Origin of the sequence: Desulfovibrio piger, assembly GCF_900116045.1 — a bacterium.
Taxonomy (GTDB): domain Bacteria; phylum Desulfobacterota; class Desulfovibrionia; order Desulfovibrionales; family Desulfovibrionaceae; genus Desulfovibrio; species Desulfovibrio piger_A.
In genome coordinates this window covers 562757-583967 of sequence record NZ_LT630450.1, presented here as the reverse complement: position 1 = coordinate 583967, position 21211 = coordinate 562757, and the positions used below count along the sequence as shown (strand labels likewise).

Genomic DNA, 21211 nt, shown 5'->3' with positions numbered 1-21211 from the left:
CTCTATGTCAGATTTCGGGCTGTCCTGTGGAAAGCAGTTGCCAGATTTCTTTGACAGAGCTCCCACGGAGGCTTTCTCGTCTGTCACCTCCAAGTATTTTTTGCTGGAAGCAAGGAAAGCCTTGACCGCCTTCCCGCTTTCAGCATTCCTTTAATATTCCATTTTTAAACTTTTTCGTTCCACAAAATCCATCTTCAAAAAAAGTACCGGGATATCTTTACCGCCGTCGGAAGCAAAGCATGCTCGAGAAACTCATGCCGTCGGTAGTAAAGCGTTTCAGTCATACCTTGCGTCCATAGTCTCCATCGACGAAAAAATACTTTACTGATAGCCGGTTGCGACGCATCTCATCTAGGGACATTGGGGCCCTTATACTGCTCGCATACCTTTTTGCAACTATAAAATCTGAAGTTTCCAAACCCACTCTAAGAAAGACTGTCTACCCATACTTCTTACCGGGCAAATGTTTGCCAATATGGCCAACGTAGACGGTTTCTTTGCCGGTATCGGCATAGAAATAGACGCGATCGCCCCCAGTAATGCGCATATGGGACTCGCAGAGCAAGTCAACCGTCAAGCTGCCCCCCTGTCGCCCCGTAGCATTAAAAGTAAATGTATGCTTTTGCCCTTTTTTACCTTGGGTAGCGGAATCCCCTTCTGCAGGGGTATACTTGAATCCCTTGGGGCAAAAGTTTCGCGTCTCCACAGCTTCCCGCATGGCGCGCTGAAGTTCTTCCAGTATCTTGCGGATGCGCGGCAGCAGGACATGGCCTTGCGGCATATCCCTGAGCTGGTCTTCCGCTACAGTGCTGAAAAGCAGATGCGTCAGTCGGCGGTGCGCATACTCCAGCAGTTCCTTCCCCGTGTTGGTCGGTTCGTAGAACCGGGCTTTGATGCTCTCCTCGTGGTGGGGGATGTCCTCTTCCCCGCAAATAAGCCCGACCTGGCATTCTTCCTCGGAAACGGCGGAAGCAGCTTCATTGAGGCTGTTACGCGTCAGCGTGACATAGGGAGGAACAAAACGGGCATCCCCGGCAAGAGAAAGCGCGGGGATATCCCAGAGGGATGCCAATGCCAAACCTTTGCATGGTTCTTCGTCGATGACGTATTCTTCAAGAATTGTCATTCCCGCATCAGTGCAAAGCTGCTCTACATAGGGCGCATCAGAAAAGCGTTTGAGCAGCAGCTGACACAATGTCTTTTCAATGCCTCCGGCCGGGCGTCTCAGATACTCGTGGATCGTGCAGCCCGGCGTGACGTGACGAACGGCAAAGTCCTCAGTGACGCGGATTTGCGGGGAAAAGCCCAGGGCTTTCAGCTTGTCGGAAGCTTTTTTCAGTTCCAGCAGGGCCGCCTGGGCAGCATGGTCATCCGGCAGTGATGCGGAAAGCGACAGCTCATTGAAGACCTGATCCATGTCCGCCTCCTACAGCAATTCTGAAAGCAGCTTGTCCCATTCGTCAAAGAAATCTTCCGGCCAGAGATCAAGATGCCCGTCCTTGTCGATATGCGGGGTACTGACGCAGCTTGTGCCGTCCTGTTGATGAAAGAAATTGATTTGTACGTTGCCATGCGCAATGGCGCCCTGCTTGACGGCGACCCGGATGCCGTTGAGCACATGATCGCTGTGTGTCTCAATGATGACCTGAACGCCGCAGGCGGCGGCGCGTGCCAGAAAGTGCCCCATAAGCGCCTGTCCCCTGGGGTGGAGGTGGGCTTCGGGATTTTCCACGATCAACAGCGAACCGACCGGCGCGCGCAGGGCAGCGACAAAGACGGGCAAAGCATATGTCAGGCCAAAGCCCACATTGGTGGGGCGGTAATAGCTGCGGGAAATATCCGGGAAGGAAAAACGCAGCACCACGGCATCCGTGCCCGAAGGCCGTTCCGTCTGGATGCGTACCGGCGATCCCAGCTGCGAAAGCCATGCTTCGGTTTGTATGTGCAGACTTGTGGAATCCCCGGCGGCATCAGGGGCCAGCAGATTTGGCCCGGAAGTGTCCGCATGAACAATTTTTGTCTGGCCAAAGGCGTGCAGGTGATAGGCGGCAAATTCCCCCTTGTTGCCGATGGCATTAAAAGAGAGCTGCCCGGCCTTCGGCATGGGGAAAAGCGTTTGCGGGCACAGACGATCCGCATGCAGGTACTGGAAGTGCGCAAGTTCCGGGCAAGCTATAAGATCCCACTCGGCATGCAGCTCGTCACCGTCAAGAACGGCCTTCAGGGGGAAGGTCGCTTCATCCCGTTCAATGGCAATGCCAAAGGCATCATCATCGGCATTGCTGTAGAGCACATCCTCCGGCAGGCCGAGGTTGACCAGCTCCCCGGACAGGAACAGCTTCCCTCCTGCCTCACCTTGTTTTGGCGGGCAGGAGAATGCCGCATCTTCTCCGCAGGAAGCAAAATTCTGTTGCAGGAGGAGCAGGGCCTGAATCACCGTACTCTTGCCCGCGCTGTTCACGCCCGTCAGCAGCGTCAACGGGCGAAAGTCTATCCGTTGGCGCTGAAAACACTTGAAATTCGTCAAATCCATACCGTTAAGCATACAGCACCCCCTGAATCAGCTCGCGAATTGCTTGAAAGCGGCATCTGACCCGCGAGATGGAACCCGTGCCCTGTGTGACGGCCTTTTCAAAAACGCTGTCCTCACGCATAAGGCGCATGAAGGCTTCTTTAAGATTGTCCTTTTTCTGTTCCAGCATCTGCAATTCCTCATCCGTGCAGGTATCCAGGTTGACGCTCCAACTCTCGAAAAGGGCCTTGTTGACAGGAAAGCGCGTAGCATTGCTGTAATAGCGTTTGCGAAAGGCGTCATTGCCGAAGATGCGTTCTGCCGCCCGCATGGCCCGCAGAAAGCGGCGCTGCAAGTCGTCCAGCAGTTCCGCATGAGTATTCAGATAGCGCATACCGGTATTCAGAAAGGCGTCGAAGTCGTCCTTATCATAGCTCTCCGGCGGAAACACGGCAAAAACCAGAAAGCGGGTCACGCATTCGCGGTCATCCATGCGCTTGTCTGAAAGGCCGTATGCGGTCGCCTGCTTGAACTCCTCGCTTTCCGCCAGCTTGCGGATAACGTCCGTCACAGGCTTGCCGTTGAGAGCATGACGAATTTCCTGCGAGCTGAGGGGCAGACCCCCGGTATTGATGCGCCGGAAAACGTCAAATTTCACATTATCCGGCGTTCCGGGCATGATGAGGTACCAGACGAGATCCGCCTCCCGGATGGCCCGCTGCAAGGGACGCGGCAGCTCGGAAAAGGTCTTGCCTTCATGTTCCTTAAGGTACTCCAGATCGCACAGCTTCAAATCCTGATCGATAACAAAACGGCGGATGGCCGTCAGGCGTTGCAGGCCGTCCACCACGAGCCATTTTTCATCATCTGTGCCGTCAAAGTAAAAGGCCGGGATGGGGATGCGCAGCATGAGCGATTCCATGAGACGGGACTGGCTTGTTTTATTCCAGATACCGCCCAGACGCTGGAAATCCGGCGCAAGGTCGATCTCGTCATTTTCCAGCCGGGACAGCAGTGTATTCATATTGCCGGACTTGGATTCAATACGAATAGCCCGCGTATCAAAGGGCTGGGTAATGCGCTCTTCCTTTTCTTCCGGCGGCGTGCTGGTATCGCTGCCTTCCGGCTCCACTTCCGCCTCAGGAACGAGTACAGTATCCATGTCATATTGCGTCTGCAGCGTTTCTTCCGCCATTGTCAGCCTCTCTGCTGCATATCGTTTTCTATCATGTCGCGTTCTTGTGTGGTCAGGCCATACAAATCATAGACAAGTTCGTCTATCTTGCGTTCCTGTGCCGCAATATCGGCAGCGGAATCACGTGCAAGTATATTTTCTATAATAAAATAGATATTTTTAAATTTTTCTGTATACTCTATATATTTTTTTCTAATTGGAACTTGATATAAATATTGTGGTTTAAATTCAAAGGTGTCACCGCTACATTTTGAACAAATTCTTTTTAGGTAAAACATAGATAATTTAGAGTTGAGTATACATAAAAGTGGAATATTTTCAATGGATGTTATAATTGTTGTTTTATCATTTGTATGAGTATCCCCCATATCCAAAAAGGCAAAAAAATCTTGCCTCATGGCAGCAACAACAATTTTCTCTTTTAAAAATTCTTTATAATAAGCAATATTATCCTGAATTTCATACCACTTATATGAGCCTGCCTTGCGTCCCGCCCATTTTTCACCGGGATACGCGGGTTTCCACTCTCTGGGACGAGGCTCTAGTCTGGTTTTAAATTGCTCCAGATGACGCTTGACCGCAGGATACTTTTTTATATCGATACCGCGCCGCGTAAAGATGACAAATTTCCCCGAAGGTTTGGTTTGCCAGCGCTTGAGGTCGCGGCCCCGCAGCCAGGGAAAGATCACATCCGCGCTGTTGGGGTCTTCGTCCAGCAGGCGCCGGCGCGTGGCTCCGTCAATGACAAAGGCCTCATTGCAGCCGGTCTTGATACCGTAATACATCTGCACGCCGGGCAAACTGCCCAGCGGGGTGCTGTTCTGTTGCAGTTTACGCAGCAGCGCCGCAACAGTCGGATCGTCCAGTTGCCAGCCGTCGGGCGCCAGCTGGCTTACCGGGACGGCGTGTCCCCGTTGCTGCACATGATGCCAGAGCTGCGGCAGCAGCGCCGTGTCCCGGATTTCGCAGCACCAAATGGAAGACTGCGGCGGTGTCATTGCCCGCTGTGCCAGCACAATGGATGGATAGGTGGTGGCGCCGTCAAAAAGCTGCGTATCGCCAAAATCAATCAGGGAGCGTACACGCGCCAAGTGTGACGTCAGTAGACTGCGTAAGTTCTTGCCGTAGGCCGCCCGAAAGAACTTGTTGGGCGCAATATAGCAGCAGCAGCCCAGCGGCGTCAGCAGCTGTTTCAGTGCCAAGGCATAAAAATAGGTGTAAATATCCGCCGTACCATCAAAAAAATCGCCAAATGCCGCCTTGAGGCGCTCCTTGCTGGTCGTGATTTTTTCCTGCCGCACATAGGGCGGATTGGCAATGACAATATCAAAGCCCTTGTTTTCCTCCCCCACGCTCCCATGAAAGACCTGGTGGAAATCAATCGTCCATTCAAAAAGAGCAGAGCAGCCAAGTTTCTTGCGGCAGGCCTCAATATCCTTGCGTAAGCGCTGCTTGCAGTTCTTGTCTGTCGTATCAAAATAGGAGTCCTGCGCCTGCTGCAAGGTATGCAGCAGTTGTCCCTGTAACAGGCTGCTTTTATAGGAAACGCGCATGGCATCCAGCGAGTTGCCGTGTATGATGCGGTAATCCAGATTGGGCAGGGGGCGCACATGGGCAAGATCGTCCTCGTCAACCACAAGCGAGAGCCAGAGCCGCAGCTTGGCAATATCAATGGCGGATGCGTCAATATCCACACCATACAGGCTGTGCTGAATGGCATGGCGCTTCAACGCATAGGAGGTTCGTTCGCCCTCCTGATCGGTCAGGGCCGATCCGAGCGCCTGCCGGGCGCGCACAATCTCGTGCATCATGGCCACGGGAAAGGCCCCGGAACCGATAGCCGGATCGCAGACGCGCACCTCCGCCAGCTTGGCATCCAGCAGGGCCGCATGTTCCTTTACGGAGTCCGGCAAGGAACGCACAAGCTCCGTATCGCGCTCCTGTGCGGCCTGACGCAGTGCCGTTTTGCTGGTTTTGACAGTAAGAAGTTCATCAGCGCGGATGAAACGTTCCAGGTCTTTTCTGGGGATGCGTTCCTGACGGGAAAAACGCGCGCGTACATCCGACTCCAGGGCCTGCGGCTTTTTATCAGGGTTGCAGATTTCTCGGAGGACATTGACGGCCCGATCCAGATACTGCACAAGCGCCTCGCGGCACATATAATGCACAATATCACGCGGCGTATAGTATGTGCCAAGATCGCTGCGCCGTTCGCTTTCCAGCAGATTTTCAAAGACCTTGCCCAGCATTTCCGGATCGACGGCCACTTCCTTTTCCAGCGGCTCGTCTTCGCGCACCGTAAAATTATAACGGTCAAACGTCTCCAGAACGGCCCCTATGCTGCTGTCGGCAAGCGGCACATCCACGCCGCGCCAGTCATACCCCCCGCCGCTGCCCAACGGGTCGAACAGACCGCCGTTCAGGAAGGGAATACGACAGCCAAGCCCCTCATGCCAGCCGCCGTCCTCGGAGCGATCCCGCGCCAGCGCATCATAGAAGAGCGGTTCCAGATAATCGTCAAAAAAGCGATGGCCGTTCGCCTTGGCATGGACTTCATACAGTTCGTGCAACCACTTGCGGCTGCCGCTCCCCCACGGCTGTTCCCGTTTCACGCCAAGCCAGCCTTTGCGCTGTAAAAAATACAGAAAGATCAGCTGACCAAGCAAACGTTTCGCAAAATCCGCATCCGTAATACCGCGATCCGCCCATTCCTTGCGCAAGGAGGCGTGGTTGGCCCGCAAGGCTGCGCATTCCTCGCACAGGCGATGAAAATGTTCCCTGTACTCTTCAAAGAAGCTCCGCGTGATGGGTTCGACCAGAAAAGCTTGTTGCAGGTCTTGCAGGGTACAGGGCTTTTTCAGCTGCAAGAGTCTCGCAAGCTGTTCCTGCGCCGTGTGCGTTCCCTCATACGGTCCTACAAGAAAGGAGCAACGCCGAGGCTCGGAAAGCGTCGTGCGCAGTCCGTCGTCTCCCCAGATATATTCCTTGTAGACAAGGGAAAAACGCCATTCGTCGGCATCGCTGCAATAAAAAGCCACAAGAGCGGCATCCTTTTCCGTTCCGCCCCAGCCGCCGTTCAGATAACGCGCCACAAAATTGCGCTGCATGAATCTCGCGCGCGTCAGCTTTGCCGCACTCCGCAATTTAACGACAAGGACATCCATCCGCAGCCCTTCCGCCTCATGTCTGACAAGGCGACGGAAGGAAGCCACATCGTCACGAAACTTTTCGGGGATGTACTGCCCGCTGATGGGCTTGTCTTCCAACAGAGAGTCGGCAGGAAAAATATTGGCAATCAGCTGCCGGAACGCCGCAAGATCAAAAACGCCGCCCAAAACGCGAGCAACAAGCTGCCGGGCCTCGTCGTGGCTCATAGACATGGCTAGTTCTCCACAAGGTATTCTGCCAGAATGATTTCATGGGGCTGCCGTTCCGAAGCCTTCGGCGTGGCGGCGGCAGGCGTTGTCAGCATATTTTCCGGCGCAAGCGCCCGGAGTGCGGCAAGCATGGGCTGCGGCGCATACTTGCGGGGATTGGCCGTAGCATGAAGTTTTTTGAGCAGAGGACGCGACAAACGTCCCTGATCAACAGCCGCACAAAGCAGAGCAAGATAGGTCCGGTCTTCTTCCTGAAACGCCCGCCACTGCAAGAGCGCCTTAAGTCCGTGCAAAAGCTGCTTGTCGGTGGTGGAACGGGTCGGGGTAAAGGCATCCTCCGCCCCGCGCTGTTCCAGCCAGCGACGCGCGGAAGAAAGAGCTTCATAGTAGACTGGCGGAACCTCCTTGCGCGGCGTCGTCGCAGGGCAGGCAAAAGAGGCTGCCGCTTCCAGAAAGGTCAGCTCCTGCGGTTCCCCCTGCCCCTGGGGAGGAACAAGCACAAATTTTTTGACCTGTCCTTCCTTAAAAAAGATCAACGTGCTGTTCGCGTGTTCTTTTACCTCTCTTCCCGCGCGCGCCTTGCGGGGGAGGTGTTCCAGCCGGGAATACAGCTCCGGCTCGGTGTCGCGTATGGTACGGATGATTTCAAGATATTTGAGTTCGCTGTCTTCTTCATTGTCATCTTCCATGCCTGCCTGATCAAGCCGACGCATCAGGCGCTGCCCGAACAAGCCCTGGGGCACAGGCTGTTCCTCTTCGGAAAGATAGCGGTCATCCTCTCCAAGAACAGTATGAAAGGCATCTATTTTATTGATGATATTGCTTTCCAATCCAAGATGGGCATCTGCCTGCGAGGTGGGGAAAATATTAAAGATATACAGTTTTTCATGCCGTGATCCCACGCGATTGATACGTCCGACACGCTGCATGATGCGCGTTGGGTTCCAAGGCAAATCATAATTGATAATGCGCCCCGCGCGATGCAGGTTGACGCCTTCGGCCAGTACGTCCGTAGCAATCAGCAGCCGGATATCCTGCTCCGGGGCTTCATGACCGGGATCAAAATTCCGTAGAATGCGTTCCCGCGCGTCATAGCTGCTCAAAAACTGACGCGCGCCATCCCGAAAGCAGACGCCCCCCTGACTGTCAAAGACAAGCGATGCGCCGGGGAAAAGCACTTCCAGGCGTTCGCCCAGATACAAGGCTGTTTCCCGTGACTCTGTAAAAATCAAGACCCGTTCATCCTTGAGCAGCGGGCTTGTCTGCAACATAGCGGCGACAGCTTCAAATTTGGAATCTGTCGTCACAGCGGTCCACAGCCGGGCTATGCTGCGCAAGACCTCCAAATCCTGCTCGACATCTTTCCGAAGTTCATCGGAAAATTCCGCCGCGTCGTAGCGTTCTCCATCCGCAGCATCCAGCGCCTGCGTCAGCGCATCGTCGTCGAGGCCGGCAAAGGCTTCCACGTCAACATTCTTGCCAAGTATCACGCAGCCGGCAGCAAGCATTTTCAAAAAAGTCTCGTGCGACTGAATAAAACGGGAAACAGTGCCGCGAAATGCCTGAAAGCTGCTTTCCAGTCGCTTGATCAAGATGCATTTCATAAAGCCGCTGATATTGTGCTGTCCCTGCCGCTGTTGTGCGCTGATCCCGCGCTCAAGATAGAGAAGCGCCTTGTAGCGCGCATACTGAAGCGTTTTCAGAAGCGCGATAGTCTCGTCAAAAACAACTTCCGTCTCTGCGTCAAATTTATAAATAATGCGCTGCGGGGGCATCATCTCAGGAAAATGCAGCTGCTGCCGCTGCAAATCGGCCTGAAAATAACGCCGGATTTCAGAGCGCGTGCGCCGCACCATGACATATTTCAGCACCTTGTCACGTACAAGCGCAGCACTTTTCCTGACGATATCGGGATAGGACGGATCATCACGCGGAACGGATTTAAGCTCTTCCTGACGTTTTTTAAAAAATCCCTCCAGATTGCTGACGCCCTGAATACTGCTCTGACGCGCTGCCTGAAAGAGCTTGAGCTGTGCCAGCAAATCCCCCAGCTGATTATTAAGCGGCGTAGCGGACAGAAGAATAACTTTTTTATTGGCGCAGATAACTTTCAGCTGTGCATAGCTTTGCGTATTTTCATTACGAAAGCGATGGGCTTCGTCAACAACAATAATCTGACATTGCGAAGCTTTTGCGGAGGCAACATCCAATTTTCCACTGGAAACGACACGACAATGCGGTACCATAAACTGCATAAGCGTATCTCTCCAGTAGTCACAGAGGACGGGGGGGCAGATAATCAATTTTTTTCCGGGTAGTGTCTGTAGCAGCAAGGCAGTAATATATGTTTTCCCCAGTCCTACGACATCAGAAAGGAAGACACCATTATGCTTTGAAAGAATACGCGCTGCGGCAGCAACAGCCTGTCGCTGATACTCAAGATTGTACATACCTTCCGGAAGCACAAGAGAGGCGGATGCCGCAAGGTCCATATCCTCCCTGAAGTATTCATACAAAACCTTTAAATACAGTTCATAGGGAGTAATACTTTCTGAAAGCCACGTCTTTTGCTGCACTGTGGCAACAAAAATATCTGTGAGTGCAATCCCTTCCTGCCAGAGTTTTTCAAAGCGCTCCAGGGCAAAATCGACGTCCGGCCTGTCCTTGAGCTCCACATTGAACTCGCATTGCGCTATAAGTCCTGATGCGGAGAAATTACTTGACCCCGTAATGACACTGCCGTACAGCAAATCCCCCCGATACCGTGAGATATACACCTTTGCATGAATAGTCCGGCTGGGATGGCCGCGTAATTCCAGCTTTCCCTGCTGAAGCCACTGCATAAAAATCCTGATGGATTCTTCTGTTGCCTGCGTCTCTTCAGCAGATTCTATCTCCTGTACCAGCTGACGACTATAAAGATTGCGAGCTTCCTGATGGGAAAGAAGATTGCCGGGCAGGGAAAGCATAGCATCCTGTGAGGCCGAAAAAATTTGTTCGTCCACATTCAGGCCGACAAGAATGCGTATTTTTTCGACATCCTGAAGAGAATGGCAAAGAAGATGGAAGCCGCTTGCCCGGAAATAACCGACAAGCACATCAAAAAAACGCGCTTCCTTGAGCGTTGCAGCAAAGCGCGTTACCAGCGAACTATTTTCCGTATTGGTAAAAAATCGGGTATCACTGTGTGGCATAGCGGTTCTGGGATAGAAACGTTGGAGAAGGGCTGACGCATACTTTCAAACCATACGGCCTGTCGTGTCGCGCTTTACCTTTTTTCAAAGGTAAAACTATCTCTATGCCAGCTGGCAAACCAAAGGGCAGAGTTTTAAAGGACCATGGTTTTCCAGTATAGCCAGCTCTGCCGTATTCCGCAAGCAACGGTACCGGAGAGGTTGCCAGAAGAAACAAACAGATTGCTATGCCCTGTCCAGAGAACTGGGCGGGGCTTGCCTTTTCGCCAGTTCGCAAGCTCGAAGCCGCGCTTGCGCATCCGCTCCAGTGTCGGGGGCCGGGCAAAGATAGCTTCCCTGACAGCCAAAGAACAGCTTCCGTCAAGGCGGATGCTGGCGGGCTTGAGGCGGAACAATTCCGTCCTAATGGTCTTGCTCTGATCCGGGGTTCTGCTTGTGGCTGTTCTTCTCCTCTGCCGCTTTTGCCTTTCCCGGTCAAGCGGGACGCTTGCCCACAGGCTTCACGCACGTGAAGCATAGTGGGCTATATCTTCGGCCGGGGCGAAGATGTCCCGCCAGACACCTTACCGCATCCGCACGGTGCCCTGTCTGTCCTGCTCGGCAATCGCTGCGCGTTGCCTTTCCTCCTCCTGCCGCTGCTGTTCCGCTGCCTGCTGTTCCTGAAGGAAGTCCGTCAGGCGTTGCCGGATTTCCGGCTCCCGGGCAAACTCCCGGTAGGTCTCAAGCTCCTGGCCCATGCGTGCCTGTCGGCTTTCCATATCCGCCTTTTCCTGATCACGGGCTTTGCAGAGAGCTTCAAGCTGTGCCAGCTGTTTTTTCAGAACAGCCGCTTCGCGTTGCAGTTCATTCTTCTGGTGTGCGATGAGGTGCTTTGCGGACAAGGCCTTGCGCAGCCGGCTGATAGTCTGTGCCGACATTTCCAGCACGCGCCTGTAGTTAAAAAAAGAGGCTTCCGGGAGTGGTTCTTCCTCCCGCAGCAGGCGTTCCGCCTCCTCGGCCTGTCGTTCATAGTCGGCAACGCGCTGTTTCAATTCCGCCTCTCGCTGCCCCAGTCTGCCGATGGTACGGAGCGCATCCCGGACAAGCAACAATCCTTCCCGGGCAAGGCGATTGTTTTCTTCCTGCTGCTGTTTGTATTCGCGCGTATCCAGATGCTTTCTGGTCGCGCCGGGCTTCTGTTCCACGCCGCGCTGAATGGCAAAGCCGCAGCGTTGCAGATGGAGAGGCAGATCACTTTGCAACTTTTTCAGACTTTGCCGCGTATACATCTTGTTAGCATTCAGGCGTCCTTCCCGTGTCACGGGCACATGAAGAAAGTGCATGTGCGGCGTCTTTTCATCCATGTGCACCATCGCGGAAATGACATTTTCCGCTCCCACAAAATCCGTGAGAAAGGCTTTGCTTTCCTCAAAGAAACGCCGGATTTCTTCTGGAGAAAGGCTTTTGAAAAAATCGCTGTCAGACGTGACGATAAGCCCGCACATGTGTACGGCATCCTTTCTGACAGCCTTGATCAGCCGCAAATCGTCAATGCGCCGCTGGATGGCCTGCGCGTAATTTGTCGCGGCCTTGTCGTGCAATTCGTAATTGCCGCAGCTGCGCTGATAGTCGATATCCGGGTTGGAATGGCTCTCGCGTTCCCGGCGATTGTGACTCTGAATGCCTCTGACGGCCTCTTTCTTGAACTTGTCCATATGCAGGACGAGATAAGACATGGTCGGACTTCCTTGTATCTCTGAACCGCACAGGTTTCTGGCGGCTGCAAAGCGGTACACTTTTGCCGTTGTAGCGGTACAGCCGGAGAAGACCTCGGCGGACAATACTGGACATATCTGGACGCTTGTTCGGGAGGTGTACCGCTGTACCGCCCCTTAGAGACTGGTACAGCGGTACACCTGCACGCAGGCAGGTCAATTTTTCTCTTCCAGCTTCTTTTTCAGACGCTGGACAGCAGCCTTGGACTTTCCCATTTCCTCGGCGCAGTCGCGGATGCTGTAGCCCTCGGCCAGCAGGCGTTTCAGTTCGGCCAGTTCCACGTCCTCAAACTCTCTGATGCGCCAGTGCAGCACGTTGCCTTCGGTGATCAAATTGGCCTCAAAGGGGCGGGCATCATCGCCCACAATGCCCCGTGCCTTGGTCAGATGGGCTTCAAAGCGTGCGCCTTCGGCCATGCTGTACTCTCTGGGCCTGCGCAGACTGATGACCGTATCCATGATATCTTCTCTGGCGCTGGTGCCGCGCTGATCGCCGGCTTTCCCGGCATGATGGATAAGCAGGACAGCCATGCCCCGGCGACGCAGCTCCAGCAGCCATGCCTGCATGGTCTGCCATGACTGGGCTTCGTTTTCCTTGCCGGTACGGCACAAGGTGGCAATATTATCCAGCACGACCATATCCATGCCTTTCAGGAATGGTTCCAGCATGACCTGCCCCTGCGCGGTGGAGAGATCCGGCATAGGACAGGGCTGCAGGTCCGGCGTGATAAGCGCCATATTTTTCAGTGTATGCGGCGGGACGGACATGCCACTGACAAGCGCGGCAAGACGATGCTGCATGGCTGTGGCGGGCATTTCTCCGTCCACATACAGCGTCCGTTTGGGCATGGGGGCGCGCCAGTTGAACACCGCGCCGCCGGAAGCCACGGCAACGGCGACGCTCAAGGCGGCAAACGTCTTGCCGATGCCGCGCGGAGCATACAGAATGCCTATCCCTTGAACCGGAAGAATGGGGGATAAAAGATACCCCCGTTCAGGTATGGACATGGAAAGAAACTCGCCCATATCCAGCGATACCAGCGACGGAGGATTGTCCGGCAGAGCGCTTTCCAGCTGGCGGCGTATGCTTTGCAGTCCCTCTGTCAAATGCAGATCGTTGAAGTCCTTGCCGCTGCCTGTGGTAAAGTGCGGCACAACAAGATGAGCCTGTGCAGCCTGCGCGGCCTCCTGCCCCTTGTCGCGGCCCGTTTCGTCATTGTCGCCGCAGATCAGAATCTGCGCGTCCGGGAACTGTTTTCGCACGGCAGCCGCCACAACAGGCAGATTTCCGGCCGAAAACGTCACATAGACCGTCCATGCACAGGCAAGGTGAATGCTGGCCCCGGTGGCGTAGCCCTCACAAAGTGCCAGCGGTTTTTCAGCATTGTCGGGAATAACGAATTGCCCGCCCTGAACCTTGCCGCCCGTAAGAAAGCGCTTTGTGCCGTCCGGTGCGATATATTGCAGACTCTGCACCCTGCCGGAACTGTCCCTGACCGGAATGAGAAGCATCCCATTTCTGTCCTGACGCATATCCGCAAGCGCGGGAATACCTTTGCAGCTCAGGTACGCGTACCTCTCTGAACAGGGAAAGGATGCCTGTAAACGCTTGTGTGCCTGCTGCGCCGCCTCTGCATGACGCCTGGCGCATTCTTCGTCACGCTGTTTCCGCATGGCCTGCTGCCGCCTGTGCCACGCCGACAGCTCAACAGGTGAAAGCGTCCGCTCACTTTCCGTGTGGAGCGTCCCCTGATCGCCTGTCTCCCAGTTACACCGCCAGAGAGTCGCGGGCCTGTCCTGATGAGCAATATATGCGCCGTTGCGCTTGTACGGTTTGTTCCGTGTCGGACAGCGATACAGATTCCCGTCCGCAAGAATGTCTTCCGGCAGAAGGTCATGCTGCGCGAGAATTTCCCGGAAGGTCCCCAGAAGGCTAGTCATGGTCTTCCTGCTCCCGTCCCGCGTTTTCTATGAACGCTCTGATGTCTTCCGCCCGCCAGACAGTGGTACGGGGGCCGAGCTTTACAGGCTTGGGATAGCGCCCGGTACGGCAGCCCTGCCACCAGGCGCTTTTACTGACGGGGACAAGGGCAAGCACCTGAGGGAGACGAAGAAATCCAGTAGAGGGAATATTTGTCGCCATAGTAACAACTCCCTATAAAGAAGAAGATTACGGAGTATATAGCATAAAAGAAATGACATGTGCAGAGCAGATGTTTTGCAACCCAGGTACTTACAGCTACCTTCAAGAGCATTTTGGGTGTACAAAAATGTCATGCATTTTCTTTAAAAAACAGAGTCGGAATTTCATAACATTCTAAAATATAAAATGATTATGGGTAAGCATAGAGGGGGATGTCAGCGGCCAAAAGATTACAAAAAAACACAGCTTTTACGAATGGCATTTATTTGAGACTCTTCGTAAAAGCAGTGTAATTATAGCATGTTATCAATTGATTATTTTGCCAGATTTCTGGAAAAAAACGCTCTGTGCGTGTTTGGACGCTGTCTCCCCAGATATTTTTATCAGAACATGCTCTTTTTAGCGGCTGTTACGCCTGCTCGGATTTGCCCGTGCGGAGTCTGTCGAGATAGTCGGCCCACTCCTGCATCATCCTTCGGCGCTCCGGCAGGTACTCCGCATAATTGTATGCCGCACGGACCTCATTTCGTTCGCCATGTGCAAGCTGACGCTCAATCTAGTCCCGATTGTAGCCCAGTTCGTTGAGCAGCGTCGATGCAATGGAGCGAAAGCCGTGGACGCTCATTTCGTCTTTTTGATAGCCCATGCGGCGCAGGGCATTGAGCATGGTGACGTCAGACAGGGGACGCGCTTCCGTGCGCACAGAAGGAAAACAGATACCTGCCCGTGCCGGTCCAGGGCTGCAATTCCCGCAGAATGGCCACAGATTGTGCAGACAGCGGCACAATATGCGGACGCCGCATTTTCATGCGCTCGGCCGGAATACGCCATTCCGCAGCCTCAAGATCAAACTCGCCCCACTGCGCGGCCCGTAATTCCGTGGGGTGGGTAAAGACCAGCGGGGCCAGCTTCAAGGCGCAGACCAGCGGGAAATAGCCGTCATAGGCATCTATGTCCCGGAGCAGCTGACCGACCTTTTCCGGCGTCAGCACAGCGGCACGATGCGTTACCCGGCGAGGGCTCAGGGCTCCCCGAAGATCGGCGGCGATGTTGTGCCGCGCCCGCCCCGTAATGACGGCATAGCGGAAAACCTGATTGATGATTTGCAGGACTCGCCGGGAGGTCTCGTAACAACGTTTCATCTCCAGCGGTCTGAGCACGGCCATGATATCCTGCACTTCCAGCCGGGCGATGGGCGCCGTGCCGATAAACGGGAAAATGTAGTTGCAAAGACGATACATGACCGTTCCCTGATGCTTTGCGGAGAATGCCGTCATGCGTGTGGTGTGCCATTCGCGGGCAATGTTTTGAAAACTGTCCCGTTCGGCAATTCTTCGGGCTTCCTGCTGCTGTCGCTTATACGCGGAGGGATCGATACCCTTCGCCAGCAGACGCCGGGCCTCATCACGGCGCTCTCTGGCATCCTTGAGAGATACGGCGGGATAGGCCCCGAAGCTGAGGAGCCTGCTTTTGCCCTCAAAGCGGTAGGCCATGCGCCAGAGCTTGCTGCCGCTGGGAGGAATGAAGAGGAAAAGCCCGCCGCCGTCGGAATACTTGTGGGGCTTGTTTGCGGGCTTCAAACTGCGGATACGAACGTCGGTAAGAGGCATGGGGTACTCCTTGGCTTCTGCTGGATGTCTCGATACCTCTCAGGACAAAAAACACAGTAATACAACTATGTTATCCGTGAGGGTATCACGCTTTTCATAGCATGGATCTACCCTCGGATATACCCCTGCAAGAATTGGATGCAACCGGACAAACGTGGACGACGGGAAACCCTGTTGACACAAAAAAAGAAAGGATACCAATGTGTTTTGCACATCGATATCCTTTATCGTACCTTATTTTGGCGTCCCCAAGGGGATTTGAACCCCTGTCGACGGCGTGAAAGGCCGTTGTCCTGGGCCGGCTAGACGATGGGGACGCGATGAGGCGTATCTACGGGAAATACGGGCCATCGTCAAGCAAAAAATCGAGAGCTTGCTTTTTTCTTTGCCACACGTTGGTGTGTCCTGCCCGCTGCGGAGCAGGCCCTCCCCCCAACGTCAACAGGATGACAGACCTTCCCCTTTCCCTATCGGGTCCCAGCGCAGGCAGTGATGCCTCACAAAGACCCAAGAGCCCATAAGGCTGCTGACGTCAAAACAACGCAGGGAACAGAAAAAAACGGCTTCCCTTGACGGCGGTACTGCAACAGGAGAAGCCGTTCACCAATCAGCGATGATGCTGTCTTAGCCCTTGCAGACCTTGCAGGGACGGTACCCGGCGGCCTTGGCATCCGCCGGAGAGGCAAAGCTTTTGCTGGCACTCTTGCTCTTGTAATAGCGGCAGGAAGAATTGTGGTAGATCTTGCTTTCCGGGTTGCCGCGGTAGCCCGCCTCCACCTTCTGGGGCGCAGCCTTGGGAGCAGGTTTGGCGGCAGGGGCCGGAGCCGCGGCCGTCGCCGGGGCAGCCTGCTGGGCAGGCGCGCTCAGGACGAGACCGGAGGAAGAACAGACAAGCCCCAGGGCCATCAGGATGGCGAGCATTTTTTTCATGGCAGGTACTCTCCGAAATGGATTTTGAACTGTCCGAGCCGGGCAAGACATCTCCGCATCCGGCCCGTGCCGTACAAGATACACGATTCCGCCAAAAGCATAAAGGTACGGCCCCCCATCCTCGCGTATAGTGCCGGCAAGGCCCTACCGCAGCGGGCCGTCCTGTGGAATCGCCTGGCGCACGTCAGGGCGAGGCGTGCCCCCAATTTCCCGGTCATGCCCTTTTGCGGGAGCAGCAGCGCACCCGTCCCGACAAAACAGTTGTGACCAAGTGGCCGTCTGGTCTATCATGGCCGGAAACCGCTTCTGGAGGAATCCCATGAGCCATCAGCATCCCCACCCGCAAAGCATGGCGGGGAAAAATTTTGCCAATGCCAGCCTTGCCGGCAAGGATTTTCGGGGCGTCGAGCTGCGGGGAGCCAATTTTGCCGGGGCCGACTTGCGGGGCGCCGATCTGGAGCTGGCCGATCTGGCCGGGGCCAACCTTGTCAGCGCGGAGCTGGCCAAGGCCAATCTTTCCTGGGCCAATCTGGCCGGAGCGGCGCTCAATGAAGCAGACCTGAGGAGTGCCGACCTGCGGGAAGCCCGGCTGAATGGTGCCATCCTGGAGAATGCCCTGCTGGACGGTGCGAATCTGACGAGTGCCAGCCTCCAGGGAGCCGACCTGAGTGGTGCCAGTCTGCGAGATACCTGCCTGGAAGGGGCATGGCTGGAAGGCGTCACAGGGCTGTTGGACAAATAAGCCAACCTTCCTGAACAAAGTCTTTTCTAAAAAAACAGGGGACAGCAGCCACTCCTGATATTGCCTGCTAATGCAGGCAACCAAAGGCCACTGTCCCCTGCCCTGTTTCGCCTGTCAGAGGATCCGACAGGCAAACCATGCCTCTAGCGGATGCCCCTGCCCAGATCGCGGGCAGCATCCAGCGCCGCAGGCGTCCGCCGGATATCACCCGCTTCCGTCACGCCAAGGGCCTGTACCACGCCGCACAGCCGGGCCTTTTCAAAGCAGACCACCCAGCCCTCCAGAGCTTTCTTGGGGCCTTCCATGGCCTTTTCGTCCGTGTCGGCAGCACTGGCCAGTAAATAGATGTCGCGAAAAGCATAGTCCCCGGCGAACAGAGGATTGGTACGATCCAGCAGGGTCTTCAGCTGACCGCACAGCGAATAGAAATAGACGGGGCTGGCAAAAACGATCACCTCGGCCTGCTGCATGCGCGGCAGGATGTCATCCATATCGTCCCGAAGGATGCAGCGCTGCGTTTTCTGACAGCCGAGACAGCCCCTGCAAAAACCGATCTTTTTGTCATGCAGGCTTATCTTTTCCACGGTATGACCGGCTTCCTGCGCTCCCTCGATAAAGGCATCGGCCAGCAGATCGGAATTGCCCCTCCGGCGGGGACTGGAAGAAATGACGAGGATGTTTTTTCCACTCATGGATCTTTCTCCTTGCATACACTGGCCAGGGCCGGACGCAATGGCGGCGCCCGGCCCTGCACCCGGGACGATGGTCTGCCTTGCCGGAACGTTCGTCAACCTTTTGCGGTAAAAAATCTTGGAACGGCGGCCAGGTACAGGCCTTTCCTGCCGCGTGCGGGCGGGGCTTTTTTCTGCAGACATCCTGCCCGGCCACCCGCGATATCTGGCACGCCCCTCACATTCCAGGCATGCTCTTCCCTGCCGGCCAGTTCCGGCGCGGGCTTTTTCCCTCCATCCGGGTGAAGCCAGGCAGGAAAACAGCTCCTTTGCAGGAGCTGTTTGTCCATACGTTCTTCTGTTGTCGCAGCAGTTATGCTTTCTTGCTGCCATCCAGCTTGTTGCGGACCTGACGGCACAAGCCCATCAGCGCGTCATATTCATGCCGGCGCACCTGGGCCCGGGCCAGCAGACGCCGCCAGGGCATCAGGAAGTAGTCCGGGTTGTCACCATGCAGACAATCCAGCCGCAGCAGCATGTCCTTCAGATTGTCCAGAAGGCGCTCATAGTCGGCCGAGGAGATGACGCGGCCGGAGCCGCCCTCCGCCGGAGCCTTTTCTCCGGCAGGCTCATGCTGACGAGCCCGCACGGCCTTGGCGCACTCATACAACAGCAGCAATACCGACTGCGCCAGGTTGAGCGAGCTGGCCTCAGGATTAGTGGGGATGGTCACCAGCCGCTGGCAGTGCTGGATGGCATCATTATCCAGGCCCCGGTCTTCGGGACCGAACACGATGGCCACCTTTTCCCCCCGTTCCAGGGCCTGGGCCACTTCACCCGCGGCCTGCCCGGGGGACAGCAGGGAACGCCGCCAGCCCCCGGTCCGGGCCGTGGTCCCTATGACCAGCGAGCAGTCCGCCACGGCTGCCGACATCTCCGGCAGGACCTGCACAGCATCCAGCACGCCCTGCCCTTTGGGGGTAGCCAGAGGCCGGGCCTTTTCCCTGTCCCAGCGTTCCGGTGCCACCAGACGGATGCTCCGGCTGCCCATATTGACACAGGCGCGGGCAGCCATGCCGATGTTTTCGGGGAAGCGCGTCTGAACCAGAACCACTTGCAGTAAATCCAGCGACATGATCACCTCAACACAACCAGTTCTTCAACAGCATCACGACCTGCCCCGGCTCCGGCACTGCAGGATGCAACGGCGGCGGCACCGGTACGGCATCCGGCCAGATGCGACGGGCCGTCAGCACGACCATGGCGCTGCCCGTGCCCAGCTTGCAGACCGTTCCCAGAAAGCGCCCCATCATGGTGCCGAAGGCTGCATCAAAGGCTTCCTTGCCGGGGCGGCCGCGCAGCAGCTCCATGACCAGGCAGCCCAGCCAGGCGCCTGCCAGAGCCCCGATAAACGCCCCCAGCCCGAAAAAGAGCGGCGCCAGGAAGATGGCCCCGGCAATGGCCCCCACCATGCCGGCCACTGTGCCGGATGTGCTGGAGCCGTGCCGTCTGGCGTTCATGACCTGTACGCCCATTTCCAGCACCTCACCCAGGACAGCCAGGCCCAGGAACATGATCCAGAACCAGACATCCAGGGCCCCGGCGGCCGGGTGCAGGAATTTCCACAGCACCACCAGCAGCACTACCACCCAGTTGGCGGGCAGGCCAAGGATGTTGAGCAGCAGGATCAGCCCCAGCAGGACGATGAACGCATAGGCCAGGCTGAACGAAGCCAGCGCGATGAACCCTTCCATACCCTACTTCTTGACGCGGGTATCGTACACGCGCACGGCCTTGCCTTCGCTGCTGGGCAGGCTGTTGCTCTGCACCAGTTCCACACGCGGCGTCACCAGGATCTCGTCACGCAGCCGCTGGGCGATGGTTTTCTGCAGGCCCTGCAGGCAGCGCATGTCTTCCACGAAGTATTCGTCGCGAATCTCCACCTGCACGCGCATGACGTCGCCGATGCCGTCGTTCTCCAGCAGGATGCAGTAATTCTGCCCCACTTCGGGGAAGGTCATGATGACCTGCTCGATCTGCATGGGATAGACATTGACACCCTTGATGATGAACATGTCGTCCGCGCGGCCCAGGATGCGGTCGATGCGGCGGTGATGACGGCCGCAGGAACATTCCCCGGGCAGGAAACGGGTCAGGTCGCGGGTGCGGTAACGCAGGATGGGCATGCCCTGACGGCACAGGCAGGTCATGACCAGTTCGCCGATCTCGCCGTCGGGCACGGGCTCGCCGGTCCTGGGATCCACGATCTCCGGCAGGTACGCATCCTCCCAGACATGCAGGCCGTTCTGGTTCTGGCATTCAAAGGCCACGCCCGGGCCGTTCATCTCGGAGAGGCCGTAAGAGTTGTAGGCCTTCATGTCGAAGAGTTCTTCGATACGGCGCCGGAATTCCACCGTATAGGGCTCGGCCCCCACCACGGCGATGCGCAGGGGAAAGTCGCGCGGATCTTCGCCCATATTGCGCAGATGCTCGCCAAGGATGAGCGCATAGGACGGCAGGATATGGGCGACCGTGGTCCTGAAGTCCTTGGCCAGCTTGATCTGGCGGCGCGAGTTGCCGGGGCCGGCGGGGATGGTCATGCAGCCCAGGCGCTCGGCGCCGAAATGGATCCCCAGGCCCCCGGTGAACAGACCGTAACCGGACATGTTCTGGAACACATCATCACGGCGTACGCCTACCATGTACAGGCAGCGGGCCATGAGATCAGCCCAGCAGTTGATATCGTTCTGCGTATGGCAGATGGCCACAGGACTGCCCGTGGTTCCACTGGAGCAGTGCATGCGCACGATCTCGCTGCGCGGCACGCACAAAAGCCCCGTGGGATACTGGTCCCGCAGATCCTGCTTGGTGGTGAAGGGAATGCGCCGGATATCGTCCAGCGACGTGATGCTCCCGGGCGTCACGCCGGCTTCATCCAGACGGCGGCGATAGAACTCGCTCTTGCGCACATGGGCCACCGTGGCCCTGAGACGCGTCAGCTGGGTGTGTTCGATCTGATCCCTGCTCCACAATTCCGCTGTATCGAAAACTTCCATGTCAAAACCTTGTTGCTGCTTGTCCAT

17 protein-coding genes and 1 tRNA gene are annotated in these 21211 nt (G+C 56.1%); 1 reads left to right on the top strand and 17 read right to left on the bottom strand.

Going from position 1 to position 21211, the window contains the following annotated elements; translation table 11 throughout:
* Positions 1–439: 439 nt before the first annotated feature.
* The 12 genes from DESPIGER_RS12795 to DESPIGER_RS02840 form a co-directional block, all read right to left on the bottom strand.
* Positions 440–1417 (bottom strand): hypothetical protein, encoded by a 978-nt coding sequence (locus DESPIGER_RS12795; protein ID WP_156831619.1) that lies wholly within the window; start codon positions 1415–1417, stop codon positions 440–442.
* A 9-nt stretch (positions 1418–1426) separates the two neighbouring features.
* Positions 1427–2545, bottom strand: coding sequence for a DUF3696 domain-containing protein (locus DESPIGER_RS02885; protein ID WP_072332834.1), 1119 nt, complete (start codon positions 2543–2545; stop codon positions 1427–1429).
* Positions 2538–3707, bottom strand: a complete 1170-nt coding sequence (locus DESPIGER_RS02880) for a DUF262 domain-containing protein (protein ID WP_072332831.1) — start codon at positions 3705–3707, stop codon at positions 2538–2540. Before DESPIGER_RS02880 ends, DESPIGER_RS02885 begins: the two co-directional genes overlap by 8 nt.
* 2 nt (positions 3708–3709) lie before the next feature.
* Positions 3710–7081 carry an Eco57I restriction-modification methylase domain-containing protein gene (locus DESPIGER_RS02875; RefSeq protein WP_231927622.1) on the bottom strand — a complete coding sequence of 1124 codons (3372 nt, stop codon included), beginning with the start codon at positions 7079–7081 and terminating at the stop codon, positions 3710–3712.
* An 8-nt stretch (positions 7082–7089) separates the two neighbouring features.
* On the bottom strand, positions 7090–10278 hold the full coding sequence (locus DESPIGER_RS02870; RefSeq protein ID WP_072332825.1) for a helicase-related protein: 3189 nt from the start codon (positions 10276–10278) through the stop codon (positions 7090–7092).
* Between the two features lie 563 nt (positions 10279–10841).
* A complete protein-coding gene (mobV, locus tag DESPIGER_RS02865) occupies positions 10842–11993 on the bottom strand; it encodes a MobV family relaxase (RefSeq protein WP_072332822.1) in 1152 nt (383 codons plus the stop codon).
* Positions 11994–12188: 195 nt separating this feature from the next.
* The gene (locus DESPIGER_RS02860; protein ID WP_072332819.1) at positions 12189–13973 is read right to left on the bottom strand and encodes an AAA family ATPase; all 1785 of its coding nucleotides are present in this window, start codon (positions 13971–13973) and stop codon (positions 12189–12191) included.
* The gene (locus DESPIGER_RS02855) at positions 13966–14175 is read right to left on the bottom strand and encodes a helix-turn-helix transcriptional regulator (RefSeq protein WP_072332816.1); all 210 of its coding nucleotides are present in this window, start codon (positions 14173–14175) and stop codon (positions 13966–13968) included. Before DESPIGER_RS02855 ends, DESPIGER_RS02860 begins: the two co-directional genes overlap by 8 nt.
* Before the next feature lie 556 nt (positions 14176–14731).
* Complete coding sequence (locus tag DESPIGER_RS13445; protein ID WP_331712388.1) at positions 14732–14878, bottom strand: hypothetical protein; 147 nt, start codon at positions 14876–14878, stop codon at positions 14732–14734.
* On the bottom strand, positions 14850–15785 hold the full coding sequence (locus tag DESPIGER_RS02850) for a tyrosine-type recombinase/integrase (protein WP_331712387.1): 936 nt from the start codon (positions 15783–15785) through the stop codon (positions 14850–14852). Before DESPIGER_RS02850 ends, DESPIGER_RS13445 begins: the two co-directional genes overlap by 29 nt.
* Before the next feature lie 240 nt (positions 15786–16025).
* Positions 16026–16102 (bottom strand) — tRNA-Glu (locus DESPIGER_RS02845).
* Between the two features lie 307 nt (positions 16103–16409).
* Complete coding sequence (locus DESPIGER_RS02840) at positions 16410–16715, bottom strand: Ada metal-binding domain-containing protein (RefSeq protein WP_072332813.1); 306 nt, start codon at positions 16713–16715, stop codon at positions 16410–16412.
* Positions 16716–17034: 319 nt separating this feature from the next.
* On the opposite strand from DESPIGER_RS02840, the gene DESPIGER_RS02835 reads away from it, so the two are divergent.
* Positions 17035–17457, top strand: coding sequence for a pentapeptide repeat-containing protein (locus DESPIGER_RS02835; protein ID WP_072332810.1), 423 nt, complete (start codon positions 17035–17037; stop codon positions 17455–17457).
* A 143-nt stretch (positions 17458–17600) separates the two neighbouring features.
* Here the strand turns inward: DESPIGER_RS02835 and DESPIGER_RS02830 are convergent, their stop codons facing one another.
* The 5 genes from DESPIGER_RS02830 to DESPIGER_RS02815 form a co-directional block, all read right to left on the bottom strand.
* Positions 17601–18149, bottom strand: a complete 549-nt coding sequence (locus DESPIGER_RS02830; RefSeq protein WP_072332807.1) for a flavodoxin family protein — start codon at positions 18147–18149, stop codon at positions 17601–17603.
* A gap of 95 nt (positions 18150–18244) precedes the next feature.
* Positions 18245–18478: a hypothetical protein gene (locus tag DESPIGER_RS12790; RefSeq protein WP_156831617.1), complete on the bottom strand. Its 234-nt coding sequence runs from the start codon at positions 18476–18478 to the stop codon at positions 18245–18247.
* Between the two features lie 23 nt (positions 18479–18501).
* The gene (locus DESPIGER_RS02825; protein WP_072337503.1) at positions 18502–19263 is read right to left on the bottom strand and encodes an RNA methyltransferase; all 762 of its coding nucleotides are present in this window, start codon (positions 19261–19263) and stop codon (positions 18502–18504) included.
* A 7-nt stretch (positions 19264–19270) separates the two neighbouring features.
* Complete coding sequence (locus tag DESPIGER_RS02820) at positions 19271–19882, bottom strand: DUF456 domain-containing protein (RefSeq protein WP_072332802.1); 612 nt, start codon at positions 19880–19882, stop codon at positions 19271–19273.
* Between the two features lie 3 nt (positions 19883–19885).
* Entirely contained in the window at positions 19886–21184 is a 1299-nt protein-coding gene (locus DESPIGER_RS02815) for a phenylacetate--CoA ligase family protein (RefSeq protein ID WP_072337501.1), read from the bottom strand.
* Positions 21185–21211 lie beyond the last annotated feature (27 nt).

Coding starts and splice junctions, on each gene's coding strand:
- DESPIGER_RS12795 (WP_156831619.1), bottom strand. CDS start 1,417: ATGGATCAGGTCTTCAATGAGCTGTCGCTTTCCGCATCACTGCCGGAT.
- DESPIGER_RS02885 (WP_072332834.1), bottom strand. CDS start 2,545: ATGCTTAACGGTATGGATTTGACGAATTTCAAGTGTTTTCAGCGCCAA.
- DESPIGER_RS02880 (WP_072332831.1), bottom strand. CDS start 3,707: ATGGCGGAAGAAACGCTGCAGACGCAATATGACATGGATACTGTACTC.
- DESPIGER_RS02875 (WP_231927622.1), bottom strand. CDS start 7,081: ATGAGCCACGACGAGGCCCGGCAGCTTGTTGCTCGCGTTTTGGGCGGC.
- DESPIGER_RS02870 (WP_072332825.1), bottom strand. CDS start 10,278: ATGCCACACAGTGATACCCGATTTTTTACCAATACGGAAAATAGTTCG.
- mobV (WP_072332822.1), bottom strand. CDS start 11,993: ATGTCTTATCTCGTCCTGCATATGGACAAGTTCAAGAAAGAGGCCGTC.
- DESPIGER_RS02860 (WP_072332819.1), bottom strand. CDS start 13,973: ATGACTAGCCTTCTGGGGACCTTCCGGGAAATTCTCGCGCAGCATGAC.
- DESPIGER_RS02855 (WP_072332816.1), bottom strand. CDS start 14,175: ATGGCGACAAATATTCCCTCTACTGGATTTCTTCGTCTCCCTCAGGTG.
- DESPIGER_RS02850 (WP_331712387.1), bottom strand. CDS start 15,785: ATGCCTCTTACCGACGTTCGTATCCGCAGTTTGAAGCCCGCAAACAAG.
- DESPIGER_RS02840 (WP_072332813.1), bottom strand. CDS start 16,715: ATGAAAAAAATGCTCGCCATCCTGATGGCCCTGGGGCTTGTCTGTTCT.
- DESPIGER_RS02835 (WP_072332810.1), top strand. CDS start 17,035: ATGAGCCATCAGCATCCCCACCCGCAAAGCATGGCGGGGAAAAATTTT.
- DESPIGER_RS02830 (WP_072332807.1), bottom strand. CDS start 18,149: ATGAGTGGAAAAAACATCCTCGTCATTTCTTCCAGTCCCCGCCGGAGG.
- DESPIGER_RS12790 (WP_156831617.1), bottom strand. CDS start 18,478: ATGGACAAACAGCTCCTGCAAAGGAGCTGTTTTCCTGCCTGGCTTCAC.
- DESPIGER_RS02825 (WP_072337503.1), bottom strand. CDS start 19,263: ATGTCGCTGGATTTACTGCAAGTGGTTCTGGTTCAGACGCGCTTCCCC.
- DESPIGER_RS02820 (WP_072332802.1), bottom strand. CDS start 19,882: ATGGAAGGGTTCATCGCGCTGGCTTCGTTCAGCCTGGCCTATGCGTTC.
- DESPIGER_RS02815 (WP_072337501.1), bottom strand. CDS start 21,184: ATGGAAGTTTTCGATACAGCGGAATTGTGGAGCAGGGATCAGATCGAA.